Annotated in this window: 11 protein-coding genes; 4 read left to right on the top strand and 7 right to left on the bottom strand. The window is 70.3% G+C overall.

Annotation, left to right across the window (positions count from 1 at the left end):
- On the bottom strand, positions 1 to 910 hold a 910-nt coding region (locus tag EHS43_RS18140), incomplete at its 3' end, for a S8 family serine peptidase (protein WP_125191818.1).
- A gap of 185 nt (positions 911 to 1,095) precedes the next feature.
- On the opposite strand from EHS43_RS18140, the gene EHS43_RS18135 reads away from it, so the two are divergent.
- The 3 genes from EHS43_RS18135 (at position 1,096) to EHS43_RS18125 (ending at position 6,578) form a co-directional block, all read left to right on the top strand.
- On the top strand, positions 1,096 to 4,410 hold the full coding sequence (locus tag EHS43_RS18135; RefSeq protein WP_125191817.1) for a right-handed parallel beta-helix repeat-containing protein: 3,315 nt from the start codon (positions 1,096 to 1,098) through the stop codon (positions 4,408 to 4,410).
- Positions 4,411 to 4,618: 208 nt separating this feature from the next.
- Positions 4,619 to 5,230, top strand: coding sequence for a hypothetical protein (locus EHS43_RS18130; protein WP_260470586.1), 612 nt, complete (start codon positions 4,619 to 4,621; stop codon positions 5,228 to 5,230).
- A gap of 160 nt (positions 5,231 to 5,390) precedes the next feature.
- A complete protein-coding gene (locus EHS43_RS18125) occupies positions 5,391 to 6,578 on the top strand; it encodes a fumarylacetoacetate hydrolase family protein (RefSeq protein ID WP_125191815.1) in 1,188 nt (395 codons plus the stop codon).
- A gap of 30 nt (positions 6,579 to 6,608) precedes the next feature.
- On the opposite strand, the gene EHS43_RS18120 is transcribed toward EHS43_RS18125, so the two are convergent.
- From EHS43_RS18120 to EHS43_RS18105, 4 genes are all read right to left on the bottom strand, one after another.
- Entirely contained in the window at positions 6,609 to 8,990 is a 2,382-nt protein-coding gene (locus EHS43_RS18120; RefSeq protein WP_125191814.1) for a glycoside hydrolase family 3 N-terminal domain-containing protein, read from the bottom strand.
- Positions 8,991 to 9,202: 212 nt separating this feature from the next.
- Positions 9,203 to 10,099, bottom strand: coding sequence for a carbohydrate ABC transporter permease (locus tag EHS43_RS18115; RefSeq protein ID WP_125191813.1), 897 nt, complete (start codon positions 10,097 to 10,099; stop codon positions 9,203 to 9,205).
- 1 nt (position 10,100) lies between these two features.
- Positions 10,101 to 11,003, bottom strand: coding sequence for a carbohydrate ABC transporter permease (locus tag EHS43_RS18110; protein ID WP_125191812.1), 903 nt, complete (start codon positions 11,001 to 11,003; stop codon positions 10,101 to 10,103).
- On the bottom strand, positions 11,000 to 12,307 hold the full coding sequence (locus EHS43_RS18105) for an extracellular solute-binding protein (protein WP_125191811.1): 1,308 nt from the start codon (positions 12,305 to 12,307) through the stop codon (positions 11,000 to 11,002). Before EHS43_RS18105 ends, EHS43_RS18110 begins: the two co-directional genes overlap by 4 nt.
- Before the next feature lie 298 nt (positions 12,308 to 12,605).
- Between EHS43_RS18105 and EHS43_RS18100 the strand changes: the two genes are divergently transcribed.
- The gene (locus EHS43_RS18100) at positions 12,606 to 13,640 is read left to right on the top strand and encodes a LacI family DNA-binding transcriptional regulator (protein ID WP_125191810.1); all 1,035 of its coding nucleotides are present in this window, start codon (positions 12,606 to 12,608) and stop codon (positions 13,638 to 13,640) included.
- A 301-nt stretch (positions 13,641 to 13,941) separates the two neighbouring features.
- On the opposite strand, the gene EHS43_RS18095 is transcribed toward EHS43_RS18100, so the two are convergent.
- Entirely contained in the window at positions 13,942 to 14,997 is a 1,056-nt protein-coding gene (locus tag EHS43_RS18095) for a methyltransferase (protein WP_125191809.1), read from the bottom strand.
- 551 nt (positions 14,998 to 15,548) lie between these two features.
- A complete protein-coding gene (locus EHS43_RS18090; protein WP_125191808.1) occupies positions 15,549 to 16,388 on the bottom strand; it encodes a GntR family transcriptional regulator in 840 nt (279 codons plus the stop codon).
- Positions 16,389 to 16,778 lie beyond the last annotated feature (390 nt).

Raw genomic sequence — 16,778 nt, 5'->3', positions numbered from 1 at the left:
GCTCCGGGTAGCGTGCCCGCACCTGGGCCGCCGCTCCCGCGACCAGGGCCGCGGCCAGGGACGCGCCGGAGCCGATGTAGTGCCCCTTGCCGGCCGGACCGATGCCGACCACGGCGTCACCGGGCGCCGCGAGGTCCGCTCCGGAGACGACGGGGGCGTTCTCGGGCCGCGTTCCGTCGGGCCCGAAGTCGGTCACCGCCAGCACGCCGGGCGCAGCGGCGGGCCAGTACCAGGGCTGCGCCTGCGTCAGCTTGCCGGTCCGGTCCTTGGGCAGCGCATCGGGCGCGAGCGGCGCCACCACCAGGGCGTCCTTCTTGCCCGCGTACGCGACCGCCGCCGACAGCACCGCCTTGCCGTCGGCCAGGGCACTGCCGACGTAGATCACCGAGGCGCCTTCGTCGGCGGCTGCGCGTATCGCGTCCGCGAGTCCCTGTGCCGTGACGCCACCGCGCTCGTCGGTGCCCCGTACGGCGAGGATGCGCGCCCGCGGCGCCAGCCCCGACGGCCCCGCCCCGCCTCCCGCGTCCGGCGCCGCCGCGATGAGTCCCGCCGCGAAGGTGCCGTGCCCGACGCAGTCGCTGCGCGCGTCGGCGAGCCCGCTCACCCTGCCGGAGAGCGCGGGCGCGCTGTCGCTCACACCGGTGTCCACGACGGCCACGGTCGTCCCGGCCCCCTCGGACAGGGTGCGCGCCCGGGGCGCTCCGAGCGAGGTCAGGGCCCACGGCTCCGTGTCGGCCTGTCGGGTGGAGGCCGTCGCACACGGCTCGTCCGCCGCCAACGACGTGCGTACGGCGGGCAGTTCCACGGATTCGGCCGCTGCGGGAGCGGCCCCGGCGGCCACCAGCAGCACGGCGACTACCGCCGACGCGGCCGTGGCGGCCTGCGGGCGGTGGGTTCGAGCAGCGCGCATGACGCACATCCTAGGCACGGGGCCGTCGACGGACCGCGGCGGTGTCGCCCATCATCTCCCCTGCCTGCGCTGGATGTTGGCAGCCGGCGTCCCGTAGCGTTCACCGCGTGCGCACCACCGTACGAGCGCGCCCCGACGGGGCGGCGTGGTTGCGGCGGGCGCATCACACCGAGGAGGATCACAGCGTGTCACGGCAGTTGCTCAGGGTCTGTCCAGGCCGATCGGACAGCTTCGACAAGATCGGCGACGCCCTGGCCAAGGCACGCACGGGCGCGGTGATCCGTATCGCTCCTGGGCGCTACGACGAGAACCTCACCATCAGGACGCGGGTCACCCTCGTGGCCGACGGCGAGCCGGGCAGCGTCGAGATCTGTCCCCGCCGGGGCACCGCCGTGGTGCTGGTCGCCGACGCCGTCCTGCTCACCGACCTGACGCTGCGCGGCGGCAGCGAGGACCTGCCCGTGGTCGACGCGCCCCGCGGCCAGGTGGCCATGGACGGTTGCACGGTCATCGGCTCGGGCTGGACGGCGGTCCTTGCCCGGGAGTCCGGTTCGCTGGCCCTGCGCGGCTGCCGGATCAGCAACCCCGGCGGTGCCGGAGTCGTCGACACGGCCTCCACCGGCAGCATCGTCGCCGACTGCCTCATCGAGAATCTCGGCACCTCGGGCGTCGTCATCAGCGAGGAGGCCGACACGACGGTGCGCGACTGCCGTATCCGTGACGCCCGCGCCAACGGCGTCCTCGCCAACGGCACGGCGCAGGGCCTGGTGGAGCGCTGCGACATCTCCTCGACCGACAAGCCCGCGATCGCCCTCGAAGGCCGCTGCGCCACCCGTGTCGTGCGCAGCGACGTCCACGACACCGCCATCGGCGTCTACGTCACCAGCGGCTCCCGCCCGGTCCTGGAGGAGGTGTCGGTCAGCGACACCTCGGGCCCCGGCATCCTGCTCGGCTCCGCCGCGGACCCGGAACTGCTGGGCTGCCGTACCGCACGCACCAAGGGCAGCGGACTCGCCGTCACCGAGCGGTCCCGGGGCACGTTCCGGGACTGCGTGTTCGACAGTTCCACCGCGCCCGCCATCCGGGTCGTCGGCTCCAGCTCGCCGTCCCTGACCGGGACCACGGTGCGCGACTGCGCCGACAAGGACTGCGCGGTGCTGCTGGAGGAGGAGTCGGCGGCGGAGTTCGACTCACTGCTCATAGCGGATCCGGCGGGCGCCGGCATCCGGATCCGCACGGCAGCCAATCCGCTGTTGCGCCGCGCCCGGATCACCGCGCCGGGCGGACCCGGCGTGGAGGTCGTCGAGGACGGACGAGGGCGGCTTGAGCACTGCGAGGTCGACCGGGCGGGCGGCGCGGGCCTGCGGATCGCCTCGGGCGGCCGGCCCGAGGTCCGCGACACGGTCGTGCGCGACGCGGCCGACGCCGGGGTGTCGGTCGGCGCGGCGGGCATCGGGGCGTTGCGGGACTGCCGGGTCGAGTCCGGCGCGGCCTCCGGTCTCGTCGTGGACAACGGCGGCGAACTCTCCGTGCTGCGCACCCATGTCACGGACTGCGCCGCACACGGTGTCCTCGTGTCCAACGGCGGCCGGGCGTCCCTGACCGGCAGCCAGTTCAGCGGCAATGTCGGCGACGGCATCCGCGTCGACAGCTCCGAGGCGGTGACCGCCACCGACTGCACCGTGCGGGACAACCGCGGCGCGGGCCTGCGGCAGACCCGGGTCAGCGACCGCCTCGGCGTGCACGACCTGAACAGCGCCGGCAACGGTGCTCCGGACGCCTGGGGCGACACCCTGCCCGCGGACGTCGCGAAGGCCGGCCCCGGCGGCGCCGAGCAGGCCAAGGCACCCCAAGGGCCCCTGGAGCAGCTGGAATCCCTCGTCGGACTGGCCGACGTCAAGCACCAGGTGCACACCCTGGTGAACCTCAACCAGCTCGCCCAGCGACGCGTCCAGCTCGGCATGCCGGTCCCGTCGATGAGCCGGCACCTGGTCTTCTCCGGTCCGCCCGGCACCGGCAAGACCACGGTCGCCCGCCTCTACGGCGGCATCCTGGCCGATCTGGGCGTGCTGCGGTCCGGACATCTGGTGGAGGTCTCCCGCGCCGACCTCGTCGCCCAGGTCATCGGCGGTACGGCGATCAAGACGACGGAGGCGTTCAACGACGCCCTCGGCGGCGTGCTGTTCATCGACGAGGCCTACACGCTGCTCTCCGACAGCAAGGGGTCCGGCGCCGACTTCGGCCGGGAGGCCGTGGACACCCTGCTGAAGCTGATGGAGGACCACCGTGACGACGTGGTCGTCATCGCGGCCGGCTACACCTCCGACATGGACGCCTTCCTCTCCTCCAACGCCGGTCTGGCCTCGCGGTTCACCCGGACCATCGCGTTCGACAACTACTCGGTGGACGAGCTGGTGACCATCACCGAGAACATGTGCGCGGCCCACCGCTACGAGCTCGCGCCGGCGACCCGGGAGGCCCTGGCCCGGCATTACGAACGGATGCCGCGCGACGCCACGTTCGGCAACGGACGTGCGGCCCGCAAGGTGTTCGAGGAGATGGTGGACCGGCAGGCCCACCGGCTCGGCGCCATGACCAACCCGGCGGAGAGCGACCTGAGCCTGCTGCTTCCCGAGGACGTGGCCTCGGACGCCGACGCCGCCGAGACCGGACCGGGCTCGGCGGAACTCCTCGCCGAACTGCACGCGATGGTCGGGCTGACGGCCGTCAAGAACGAGGTGACCTCCCTGGTCAACCTCCTGACCGCCACCGAACAACGCCGGGCCGCCGGACTGCCCGTCCCGAAGATCAGTCACCATCTGGTCTTCTCGGGCCCGCCCGGCACCGGCAAGACCACGGTCGCCCGCCTCTACGCGGATCTGCTGCGCTCCCTCGGCGTCCTGCCCAAGGGCCAGCTCGTCGAGGTCGCACGCGCCGACCTGGTCGGCCGCTACGTCGGCCACACCGCGCAGCTCACCAAGGAAGCCTTCGAACGGGCCCTGGGGGGCGTGCTGTTCGTCGACGAGGCGTACACGCTCACTCCCGAGGGCGCCACCTCCGACTTCGGCCGCGAGGCGGTCGACACCCTGCTCAAGCTCATGGAGGACCACCGCGACGAGGTCGTCGTCATCGCCGCCGGCTACACCCGCGAGATGGACCGCTTCCTGGCCTCCAACCCGGGTCTGGCCTCGCGGTTCTCGCGGACCGTGGAGTTCGAGAACTACACCACCGACGAACTGCTCGACATCCTCACCCGCGCCGCCTCGGGCTTCGGCTACGACTGCTCCCCGGAGGCCCTCGCCGCGCTCACCACGTACATCGACGCCCTGCCCCGCGACCGCTCCTTCGGCAACGCGCGCACGGCCCGCCGCCTGCTGGAGACGATGATGACCCGCCAGGCGGGCCGCATCGGCCAACTGGCCGCACCCGGCCTGGACGACCTGCGCACCCTCCTCCCGGAGGACCTGCCACCCCAGCCCACGAGGACGAGCCCGCGGTGACGGCGGGCGGGGCGCGTAGAGGGGGCGACGTCGGCGACCAGCAGGCGATGCGGACGCACCCGCTGAGCATGTTCGTCGACGGCTGGGGCCATGCCGCGTATCTGCCCACGGCCCCCGGCCCCGGCCCCGGCCTGCGTAGACCGCGCGCACTTCTTACGAACCCCTAACGCGCCCACCGCAAGCGACATCGCACTCCTACGCTCGCATCGTGTCGATCATCCGGAACCTCGCTCTCGTCACCGCCGCGCCCCTTGTGTTGGCTGCGGCAGGCATCACGCACCCGCACGGCCTGTCCAGGTCGACGGCAATGCACTGGACTCACTTGCACGTCGCGCTGTTGCCGATCTTTCCTCTGCTGGTGATCGGTCTGCTCGTCCCCCTCTGGCGCCGCCCCCGAGCGGACCTCGCGGGCTTCGCCACGGTGGCGGCCTGGACGGGCGCGTTCATCTACGCGGCCTTCTACACCGGGCTCGACGCGGTGGCCGGCATAGCGGCGGGAACCGCGGTCGAGCACGCCCCCGGGACCGCGAGCCCGGGACCGATCAAGCACCCGCTCTACGCCATGGGTGAGGCCCTGGGACAGGCCGGTGCCTACGCTTTCATCGGCGCTGTCGTGGCTACGGCGATCGCGCTCTTCCCCAAGCACGGCGCGCGGGTCGTTCCCGGCACGCTGGTGCTTCTCGGAGCCGGCTGGTCCTTCATCGACAGCCACATCTTCTGGCCCCGCGGCGTATGGACGATGCTCGGATTCGCCCTGGGCTTCGCGCTGCTCGCCGTCGGGACCAGCAGGAGCGAGTCCGGCCCGCGGCGCGCCACCTGAGCGAAGGCGCATCCCACCGATGGATCCGGACGCCGTACTGATGCCCGCCCCACCAGCTCGGCAGGATCACCCCCTCACGCTTCTCGCGCTTCCGTGCGAGTGTGTTCTCCTGAGCCCGCCCCGGGCGATCACACCCCTCGCGTTCAGGAGAGCATCGATCGTGGAATCGGCAGCAGCGCGCCCCTGTCCGGTCCTCACAGCAGCCTCCGTCCTGCCGGAGGACGCCGGCCGAGCCGCGCTCGTCGCGCGTGTGCACGATCCGGAAGTCGACGGACCGTGCGTGGCCGCGGTCCGTGGCGAGCAGGTCGTCGACCTGACGGCCGTCGCACCCACCGTCTCCGACCTCATGGAACGCGACGACGCGGTGCAGGTGGTCCGCGAGGCCGAAGGCGGGCGCACCTGGCGCCTGGAGGAGCTGACGCAGGCGCGGACCGGCCGCCGTGACGTGCCGCATCTGCTCTCCCCCATCGACCTGCAAGTGATCAAGGCCGCGGGCGTCACCTTCGCGCGGAGCCTGCTGGAACGCGTCATCGAGGAACGTACGGGCGGACGTCCGACGGAAGCCGCACGTGTGCGGGCCCGTGTGCAGCAGGTGGTCGGTGGCGCGCTCGACGGCATCCGTCCCGGATCACCGGAAGCCGACAAGGCCAAGGAACTCCTCGTCGCCGAAGGACTGTGGTCGCAGTATCTGGAGGTCGGGATCGGGCCCGACCCGGAAGTGTTCACCAAGGCCCCGGTCCTGTCCTCGGTCGGCACCGGCGCCGACGTCGGAGTGCTCGCCGCCTCGGTGTGGAACAACCCCGAGCCCGAGGTCGTCCTCGTCGTCGACTCGCGCGGCCGGGTGCGAGGCGCGACGCTCGGCAACGACGTCAACCTCCGCGACATCGAGGGGCGCAGCGCCCTGCTCCTGTCCCGTGCGAAGGACAACAACGCCTCGTGCGCGATCGGCCCGTTCATCCGACTGCTCGACGACGGCTTCGGCCTCGACACCGTACGCGGCCTCGACATCGACCTCCGTGTCGAGGGCATGGACGGCTACGTACTGCAGGGCAGCAGTTCCCTGCGCGAGATCAGCCGTGACGTACTGGACCTGGTGGGCGCCGCCTGCGGTCGGCACCATCAATACCCGGACGGTTTCGTGCTGTTCACCGGAACGCTGTTCGCCCCCACCGAGGACCGCGGAACACCCGGTGAGGGTTTCACCCACGAGTACGGTGACGTCGTGCGGATCTCCAGCCCGCGGCTCGGCGCCCTGGTGAACACCGTCGTCACCAGTGAGCAGGCGACGCCGTGGACGTTCGGCGTGGCGGCGCTGATGCGCAACCTCGCCCGGCGCGGCGTGCTGTGAGCCGGCCAGGCACGTGGCCGCCCACCCTCGTCATGTCCGGGTGACCGGATCCTGGTGGAAATCGGCGTGGAGGCGCCGCGTGTGATCCACCTGGCGCACGGATCCGGTCAGCGTGACCGTGGCCGTCAGGCGCGGGTCCGCGCTGGAGGCCGCCAACCGCAGTTCCAGCTTGCCCGGTTCGACCAGACGCCGACCGTCTCGTCCGGTGAAGGAGGCGAGGTCGGCCGGGACCGTGACCCGCACGCGGCGGGCCTCGCCCGGCTCGAGTGCCACCCGGGTGTAGCCGACGAGACGCTGCACCGGCTGGACGACGGAGGCGACCGGGTCATGCAGGTAGAGCTGGACGACCTCGGTTCCCGGCCGTGCGCCGGTGTTGCGAACCGTGAAGGAGAGGCTGAACGCGCCGTCCGTCGGTGCTTCCGAGACGTCCACCGTCAACTCCGCCCAGTCGAAACGCGTATAGGAGAGGCCGTGGCCGAAGGCGAAGGCCGGGGTCGGGTCGATGGTGGACACATCGCTGGCCTGCGCGAGCCGCGCCCCGAGGTAGCCGGCCGGTTGGGAGCCCGGCCGGCGCGGCACACCGACGGGCAGACGCCCTGACGGGTTGGTGCGGCCGCTGAGCACCCCGGCGATCGCGTGCGTGCCCTCCTCCCCGGGAAAGAAGGACTGCACGATCGCGGCGGACTCCTCCACGGCACGGCCGAGGGCGTACGGCCGTCCCGCGAGCAGCACGGTGATCACGGGTGTCTCCTGGTCGAGCAGGGCGTCGAGCAGGTGTTGCTGTGCACCGGGCAGTGCCAGCGTCTCTGCGTCGCACCCCTCGCCGCTGGTGCCCTGCCCGAAGAGCCCGGCGCGGTCGCCGAGGACGACGACGGCCACGTCGGCCTCGCGTACCGCCTCGGCGGCCCGGCGGACACCGGAAAGGTCTCCGTCGTCGATTCCGGTGCCGCGGACGTACGTGATCTCGGCGTCGGGGAACTCGGCGGCGAGCGTGTCGCGCAGAGTGGGCAGTTGGATGCCCAGGGGTGTCCCGGGGTTGCGGACGCCGATGTGCTGGGGGAAGGAGTAGCAGCCCAGTACGGCGGTGGGTTCGTCGGCGTTGGGACCGAGCAGGGCGATGCGGCGCGGCCGTTCGAGCGGCAGGGTGCCGTCGTTGCTGAGCAGCACGACCGCTTCCTCGGCGAGCGTGCGGGCCAGCGAGCGGTTCTCGGGTCCGTCCAGGTCGATCCGGCCGCGCAGGGTGGCCGGATCGTCCAGGTCGGCCCCGTCGAGGGCGGCCGGTACGGGGTTCCAGTCCTTGTCGAGCAGGCCGAGCATCGCCTTCTGGGTGAGGACCCGGCGCAGGGCGCGGTCGACCAGTGCCTCCGGTACGCGGCCGTCGGCGACGGCCTCGGCCAGGGGCTCGCCGTATGTCTTGACGTTGGGCAGTTCGACGTCGATGCCCGCGTGCAGCGCCGTGCCGGCGGCGTCGGCCCAGTCGGCCGCGACGCCGTGCAGGGTCTTCAGGAAGGCGATGGCGAAGTAGTCGGCGACGACGGTGCCCTCGAAGCCCCACGTGTCGCGCAGCAGCCCGGTGAGCAGTTCCTCGTCGGCCGCGGAGGGCATGCCGTCGAGGTCGGTGTAGGCGTTCATCACCGAGCGGGCGCCGCCCTCACGGATCGCCATCTCGAAGGGCGGCAGCAGGACGTCGGCGCGCTCGCGCGGCCCCAGGGAGGAAGGAGCGAGGTTGCGGCCGGCGCGGGAGGCCGAGTAGCCGACGAAATGCTTGAGGGTGGCGATGATCCCGGCCGATTCCAGGCCCTGCACGTAGGCCGTCCCGATGGTGCCGACCAGGTAGGGGTCCTCGCCGATGGTCTCCTCGACCCGGCCCCAGCGGGCGTCGCGCACGACGTCCAGGACCGGCGCGAGTCCCTGGTGGACACCGACGGCGCGCATGTCGCGGCCGATGGCGGCGGCCATGCGCCGTACGGCGTCCGGGTCGAAGGTGGCGCCCCAGGACAGCGGAACGGGGTAGGCCGTCGCACCCCAGGCGGCGAAGCCCGCGAGGCACTCGTCATGGGCGAGGGCGGGGATGCCGAACCGGTTCGTGGCGGCGATACGGGTCTGGGTGCGGGCCAGGGACAGCGCCCCCAGGGCGGGGTCGACGGGAAGGGTGCCGAAGGGCCGGGTCAGCTGCCCGAGACCGTTCGGCAGGAGTGCGTCGAGGTCGACGGCGTCCTCCATGTCGTGCTGGTGGGGGGCCACTTCACCGCCCTGGTCGGAGGCGCCCACCCACACCCCGTACAGCTGGGCGGTCTTCTCCTGAAGGGTCATCGCGTCCATCAGGGCGTCGACTCGCACGGACAGCGAGAGGGTGGGGTCGTTCCAGACGGGGACGGCGGAGGTGTTTTCTGCGGGCACGGTGGCGTTCACTTTCCTCCCACGCCCATCAGCCCCTGGCCGGGGCGTGACGGGCGAACAGGTATGCAGGTCATGCCGCCCGGGCTACGGGCCGGGCCACCCGGTACGGCGTCGTTGCCGGTGTCGGATCGCCGTCGTCGTAACAACCTCCGCGTGGGCGTCGGCATCGGCGTCGGCATCGGCGTCGGCGTCGGCGTGGGCATCGGCGTCGGCGTGGGCGTCCGTCAACGGCTGAATCCGGCGGTCAGGCCGCTCAGCAGCTGGCGGCGGCCGAACGCGTACAGGACCAGGACGGGCAGTGTGGTGAGGACGACGGCAGCGAGGACGGCGGGGACATTGACCCCGTACTGGCCCTGGAACGTCCACAGTGCGAGCGGCAGGGTCCGGCGCTCAGGGCTCTGCGTGAGGATCAGCGGCAACAGGAAGCCGTTCCAGATGGTCAGGGCGTTGAAGATGGACACGGTGAGGATGGCCGGACGGGTGAGCGGCGCAGCCAGCCGCCACAGGGTCGTCCATTCGGTGGCGCCGTCGACCCGCATCGAGTCGAACAGCTCCTTGGGCACGTCGCGGATGAAGTTGGTGAGCACCAGGACCGACAGCGGGATGGCGAAGGCGATCGACGGAAGGATCAGCGCCAGCAGGCTGTCGTACAGACGCAGTTTGATGATGATGAGGTAGACCGGGATGACCGTGGCCTGCAGCGGGATGGCCAGGCCCATCAGGAACAGCCCGTTGATCGCGCGCAGGACCCGCATGCGCCACCCGCGCACGATCGCGTAGGCGGCCATGAAGGAGAACACGACCGCGGGCACCACGGCCCCGGCGGTGACGACGACGCTGTTCACGAAGTAGCGGACGAAGTCGGACTCGATGACCATCCGGTAGTTGTCCAGCGTGGGGTCGCTCGACGGCACCAGCGGGTTGCTCGCGTAATAGCGGCTCCTCGCCTTGAGGCTGGTGATCAGGGCCCAGTAGAGGGGTACGGCGACGATGGCGAGCCAGAGCCAGCCGGCCAGTCCCCCGGCCCAGTTGTGCCGTCGGCCGGCCCGACGGGGACGGCGTTGCCGTTCCTGTTGGGTGGCCTTCTGCGATCGTCGCGGCTCGGTGAGCGTGGTGGTCATGTCAGACCCCCTCGAGTTGGCTCGCGCCGGCGTCCCGGCCGCCGAGGCGGCGCAGCAGCAGGGCGAGGCTCAGGCCCAACAGGACCAGGATGACGGCGATGGCGCTGGCCGGACCCATCAGACTGGCCTGGAACCCCCGCTTGTACATGTCCAGCGCGAGGACCCGGGTGGCGTCTCCCGGGCCGCCCTCGGTCAGGACGAAGATGAGGTCGAAGAAGGTCAGCGACCCGACCACCATCAGCGTGGACGAGGTGATGATCGTGTACTTCAGCTGGGGCAGCGTGATGCTGAAGAACTGCCGGATGCGTCCCGCTCCGTCCAACTGCGCAGCTTCGTAGAGGGACTTCGGTATCTGCTGCACCCCGCCCTGGTAGATCAGCGAGTGGAACGGGATGAACTGCCAGGAGACGACGAAGACGACCACCCCGAACGCGAGCCCCGGCCGCCCCAGCCAGTCCTTGCTGAGTGCGTGGATGTGCAGGCCGGCGCCGAGCCCGAAGTTGGGGTCCAGAAGGGCCTTGTACGCGATCGCGATCGCCGCGGAACTGAGCATCAGCGGGATGAAGTACACGACGCCCAGTACCGCCCGGTAGCGCTGACGGCCGGCCAGGAACGTGCCGAGCAGAATGCTCAGTGGCGTCTGCACGGCCCAGGACACGGCCATCACCAGGAACGTCACCCAGAGGGCGTGCGGCAGACCGGGGTTGGTGAGCACCTCGCGCCAACTGGTCAGCCCCGACATGCGGATGGAGCCGATCCCGTCCCAGGTGGTGAAGCTCAGCGCGAAGACGCCGACGAGCGGGATCACGGCGAAGCCGACGAAGACCACCAGCGCGGGCGCGGCCAGCCACGGCAGGATGCCGCGTGCCTCGCGCCGCGGTGGATGGCCGGTGAGTGCGCTCATTTGGCGGTGACCGCGTTGAGGTTGTCGGCGAACTGCTTGGGTGAGATGGACAGTTGGAACAACTTGACGATGTTGTCCAGGAGGGTCTCGGCAGCGGTCGGACTGAGCGCCTGGTCCCAGGACTGCGCGAACACCTTGGCCTTGCTGGCGATGTCGTAGGTGAACTTCAGGAAGTCGGCGCTCTTCGAGGCGGCCAGCAGCTTCTCCGTGCCCAGCCGGATCGGGACCGATCCGTTGTCGATCCACTTCTTCACCTCGGCCTCCTGGAGAACGCCTGTGGCGAAGAAGTCCCGTGCGGTCTTCTTCTGCTCCGCGCTGGCCTTCGAGGATATGGACAGGTACTGGGCGGGGTTGCCGACCGTGTCGCTCGGATCGCCCTTGCCGCCCTCGACGGGCGGGAAGGTCATGTAGCCCAGTCCGCCGCTGGAGACGAAGTCCCCGCCGTCGGCCTGCTGGATGCCGTAGGACCAGGCCCCGTGCAGCATCATCGCGGCCCTGCCGGTGTACAGCAGTGCCTGGTCGGCGTTGGAGTCCGCGGTGATCGAGGAGAAGCCCTTGACGAACCCCTGGGCTCTGACCAGTTCCTGGACCTTGGTCAGCGCGCTGATGGCGGCCGGTTGGTTCCAGGCGTTCTTCTCACCGTCGATGATGGCCTGGAACACCTGGGAACCGCCGATGCGGTCGAAGAGGAACTCCAGCCACATCATGTTCGTCCACCGGGACTGGCCGCCGAGGGCGAAGGGCGCTATGCCCTTGGCGTTGAACCTGGGCACCAGCGCCATGATGTCGTCCCAGGACTCGGGCGGTTTCACACCGACCTGGTCGAACACCTTCCTGTTGTAGTACAGGATGATCGGCTGTACTGCCTCGCACGGCATCGCGTAGATCTTGCCGTCGACGGTCGCCGCGCCGAACGAGGACGGGAAGAGCCCCTTCTTGATCTCGGAGTGCTCCTCGAACCACGGAGTGAGGTCCTCGACCTGGCCCGCCTCCACATAGGTGCGCAGGGTCCCGCCACCCCAGCCCCAGATGATCGTGGGCGCCCGTCCGGCTCCGATGGCCGTCTTGATCTTCGTCTTGTACGCGTCGTTCTGGTAGGTGGTGTCCTTGATCTGTTCCTTGGGGTGGGCCTTGTTGAAGGCTGCCACCGCGCTTGCCCGGACGCCTTCCTGGGGTTGGCCGTTCAGATACCAGTACGTGGCCCCTCCGCTCTTGCCGGGGCCGGACGAGCCGCAGGCCGCCAGTGCCGCGGAGACCGGCACGCCGGCGGCCAGGCCGAGGAGGGTACGTCGGGAGAGCGCCATGTTTTCTCCGCACTCGAGAGCCGTCGGCTTCTCGTGAGTCATCGTGAGCCATGGTGAAAGGTTTTCGTAACAGCGTCCTTCGTGCTCTGCTCTGGCAAGTTAGGTTTCGTTCTGATGCGCTGTCAAGACATGTGCAGTCAGACCGAAAAGCAGTGCCAGACAGTACGCAATCAGGCAAAAATGGCTCTTGTGGGATCCGGGACGAAGACCGAAACTCTTTCGAGGCCCTTCAGTGACCAGCGAAAGGCCACGGCGGCGGCGCTCACCAGGCCGATGGACAGACAGCTGAGAGGGATCGATGCGACCGAACACCAGGCGGACCACTTTGGCGGACATCGCACAAGAGGCCGGGGTCTCCGTCGCGACCGTGTCCAAAGTGGTCAACAGTCGCGGTGACGTGGCACCGCAGACCCGCGCCCGGGTGCAGGAACTACTCCAGCAGCACCACTACCTCGCGCCGGTGTTCCGCCACACGGAGGGCGTGCAAAGCGCCACCATCGAGGTGCAGTTCAGGGGTGGCCTGAGGTCGTACGTGGCCGAGACCCTGGAAGGCATCATCGACTCCGCCGCCGAGCTGGGCGCCTCGGTGGTGATCAGCAAGGCGTCCCACGCCCCGCACTGGGCCCGCGACCTGGTCTCGGCCGGCCGCCGTGCCGTCATCGCGATCACCAGCGTGTACACCGCGGCGCACCTCGACGAACTGGCCCGGGCCGGGCTGCCGCTGGTCGTGCTGGACCCGTTGCACCTGCCGGACAACCGCGTCAACAGCGTCGGGGCGACCAACTTCGCCGGCGGCCTGGCCGCGACCCAGCACCTCCTCTCCCTGGGCCACCGTCGCGTCGCCTATCTCGGTGGTCCGGCCATGGCCGTGTGCAACCAGGCACGCATGCACGGCTACCGGGCCGCCATGGAGGCACAAGGAGCGCAGGTGGCCGACGCCTACGTCCAGCCCGGGGAGTTCACGTACGAGACCGGGTTGCGCGGGGCCACTGCACTGCTGGGGCTGCCGGAGCCACCGACCGCGATCTTCGCGGGCAACGACGAGATCGCCCTCGGTGTCATCGAGACGGCCCGCACCCAAGGCCTGCGCATCCCCGAGGACTTGAGCGTGGTCGGCTTCGACGACACAAGCCTCGCCCAAACGGCCTCACCGCCACTGACGACAGTGCGACAGCCCCTGAGGGAGATGGGCGCCACCGCCCTACGGATCGCCCTCCGACTGGCCAACGGCGAGAGGGCCGAGTCCCACCACATCGAACTCGCCACGGATCTGGTGGTACGGGCGTCGACCGCGCCGCCCCGGGAACAGGCGTCGACGCGTGCGCAATCGTAGGAGGGTGCTTCTGGCGCGGGGCGTCACCCCGGTGTGGGGTGAGAGTGACGAGCCGTTCGCATGCCAGATCAGTGACCGTGTCGCCGGCGAGACGCCTGCCCGGAATGGGAGCTGGTGGTGAGGTGCGGCGGTCGCGCCCGCGGACCGGCGACTGATCCACGAGCGCGACCGCTACGGTCACTGCATATGTCGATATTGCTCGTTGATGTACGACCCCGCCCGGTGGGGAAACGCACGGCACCGTGCCGTTTCGGCCGGCGGTTCAACCGCGGCCGGTGCGCGCGCGACCGATGAGGACCCGTCAGACCGCTTCGAGTTCGAGGCCGAAGTAGCCGCCGCCCACGGGGTAGGTGCGGTCGAGGCGCCAGCCGGAAGCCGCGAAGAGCACGCCGAACTCGTCCAGGTCCCGTTCGACGCCGCCGGTGATGGCGAGCATGGCCATGTCCGACATGGTGGCGAAGTCGGGCTTGCCGATCTCACCGACGACGGTCTCCACGACCAGGGCACGTCCGCCCTCGGGCGCGGCGGCACGGCAGTTGGTCAGAATGGTCACGCACCGCTCGTCGTCCCAGTCGTGCAGGACCGTCTTGAGCAGATAGAGGTCGGCGGCCGGCACCTCCATGAAGAAGTCGCCGGCCACCGCGGAGAACCGGTCCGTCAGACCGCGCCGCTCGGCCTCACGGACCGCCCCGTCCACGGCGTGCGGCAGGTCGAGCACCCCGCCGCGCAGCGCGGGAGCGGCCTCCAGCAGCCCCAGGACGAAGTGTCCGTCCGCGCCGCCGACGTCGAGCACACTGCTCACGCCGTCGGTGTCGACGGCCGCGACGGCGCCCTGGGTGACCGACTCGGACAGCTCGCCCATGGCCTCGGCGAACAGCCTGGCCTGGTCCGCGTTCTCCGGGCGGGCGAGGTAGTCGAAGATGTCCGAGCCCAGCGCGCTCTTCGTCTGGCTCGTGCCCCGTCGTACCGCCTCGGGCAGCAGGCCCAAGGACTGCCAGTGGGCCTGTCCGGCCTGCACGAGCAGGAGGGAACGCAGGGAGCCGGGCACGCCGGTGCGCAGCAGTTGGCCCCGGCCTGTGAGACCGAAGCGGCCCCCGCCCTCATGGCTGAGCACGCCCAACGAGGCGGCCGCACGCATCAACCGGTAGACGGCCCGCTCGTCACAGCCCTCGTGGTCGGCCACCTCGTCCGCCGTACGAGCTCCGGCGGCGAGATGGTCGGGTATACGGAGCGCGGCGACCGCGTGCAGAGTCTGGACGGTCACGCCACCGCCGATCAGGTTGATCAGGCTCACGGTGTCCGCTGCCGGATCGACGGTGGTCTCGTCCGTCGCCTGGTGGGGGGTCGTTTCACTCATGAAAAGGGAACCTCGTTCAACTGACGTGATAGTCGGAAGCTGTAGTTTCATCTCCTGGATGCGGGGAGCGCTTGGACCTGAGCGTCACGCGGTTGTATCTCCGCGCCTGGCCGAAGAGGACAGCGTGGAGACAGCTCGTGGAGACAGGTCAGGCGGCAGGTCGGCAGCACGGGATGTTCACCGCGGACGTCACGGGAGCGCGGACGGGACAGGGCCGGCTTCGACGCCTTCCGGCAGTCCTCCGAGGCGCAGACCGGTGAGCCCTGGCCGCTGCCCTCGCTCGACCTCGGCGATCACGGGGAATTCCGGATCAGAGTCCGCGGCGCCTTCGCGCTCGACACGCTGATCTACGACGTGCCCAGCGAACACGTCCTCTCGGGCAGCCCACGGTGGCTCGCGAGAGCGGCGACCGGTTCGAACTGCACCTGGTGCGGCCACTGGCCGAGCTCCGCGTGCCGTAACCGGTGGCCGCGTCACCTGAACGAGATCGCCACCGCGCCTGACGGCGTCCATGACTCCATGACACCCCCGGCCGTACGGACCGTGCCACCTCAAGGACCCGCCTGGATGTCCCCCCGCGTCGAGGAGGCGATGGCGTCCCGGTGGGCGAAGTCGCCCGGGGGGATGCCCGGGTGGTGTCCGAGCCGGTCGGGAGGGGCGGTGGCCGCGGGGCCGAGGGTGAGACGGGAGACGATCCGGTAGCGGTCACCGCGGTAGACGGAGTGGACGTATTCGACGGGCTGCCCCCTGGTGTCGGAGGTGAGCCGCTCGAAGAGCAGCGCCGGGGACAGCTCGGGCACGTCGAGCAGTTCCGCTTCGGCGCGGGTGACTACGGTGGGCTCGATCGCCTGCACGGCCTCTCGGACATGAACGCCGTGCTGCTGCCGCAAGTGCTCATAAAGGTCACCGGTCTCCAGTTCCTCCGCGGACAGGGTGGGGACCAGACTGGCCTTGATGTGCAGGTGCTCGATGGCCATCGGGGCGCCGTCGACAAGGCGCAGCCGCGCGACGTACACGATGTCGGCAGCGGGTGATATCCGCAGTTTGCGGCCCACGCGCGCACCGGCCGGAGTGGTGGTGAACTCCAGCAGGCGGCTCGACCAGGCACCCGCGGCCTGCGGCACGGTCAGGGACTGCTCGGCGGAGACGAGTTCCTGCGTGATCTTCTCGGGGGCGACGAACATGCCACGGCCGTGTTCGCGTACCAGTAGCCCCGCGGCGACGAGTTCGTCCACCGCCGCGCGCAGGGTCGGCCGGGACACTTCCAACTGGGCGCACAGCGAACGCTCGGAGGGGATGGCGTCTCCGGCGCGTCGGGACTCCACAAGGTCGAGGAGGAAGTCCCGCACTCGCTCGCGTTTGAGCACCGCCCCAGGTGCGTCGGCCTTCATGCGTCCCCCTTGTTCCGTACCCGTACCCGTACCCGCAGTCGATCGGTTGACCAGTTGACCAGTGGTGAGGTGTGGCTCCCCCTTCCCAGCGAGCGAAGTGTAGCCGTGAATCGTCACCCACTGTCAGGGTATTGGCTGTTCTGCATGGCAAAACCCTTGCACGCCATGGGGGTTGACTCCGCAATTGGTCTATGCCACCTTCATCCTCATCCCAACAGGTGAACTGACCAGTCCCCGTCACTGGTCAGGTGACCAGATGGTGTCCTCCGGAGGTGAACTCGTGCAGCTCCGTACGCCCCGGGTCAGAGGTCTCATCAGGCCGCGTCACGCGCGATCACTTCACCTCCGTCCGGTTCGACGCACTCGACTTAACGCCCCCCACCCCCACCC

The sequence above is a fragment of the Streptomyces sp. RP5T genome, assembly GCF_003933965.1.
Taxonomy (GTDB): domain Bacteria; phylum Actinomycetota; class Actinomycetes; order Streptomycetales; family Streptomycetaceae; genus Streptomyces.
The sequence above is the reverse complement of the archived record's forward strand: the minus strand, read 5'-3'. Positions and strand labels throughout refer to the sequence as shown.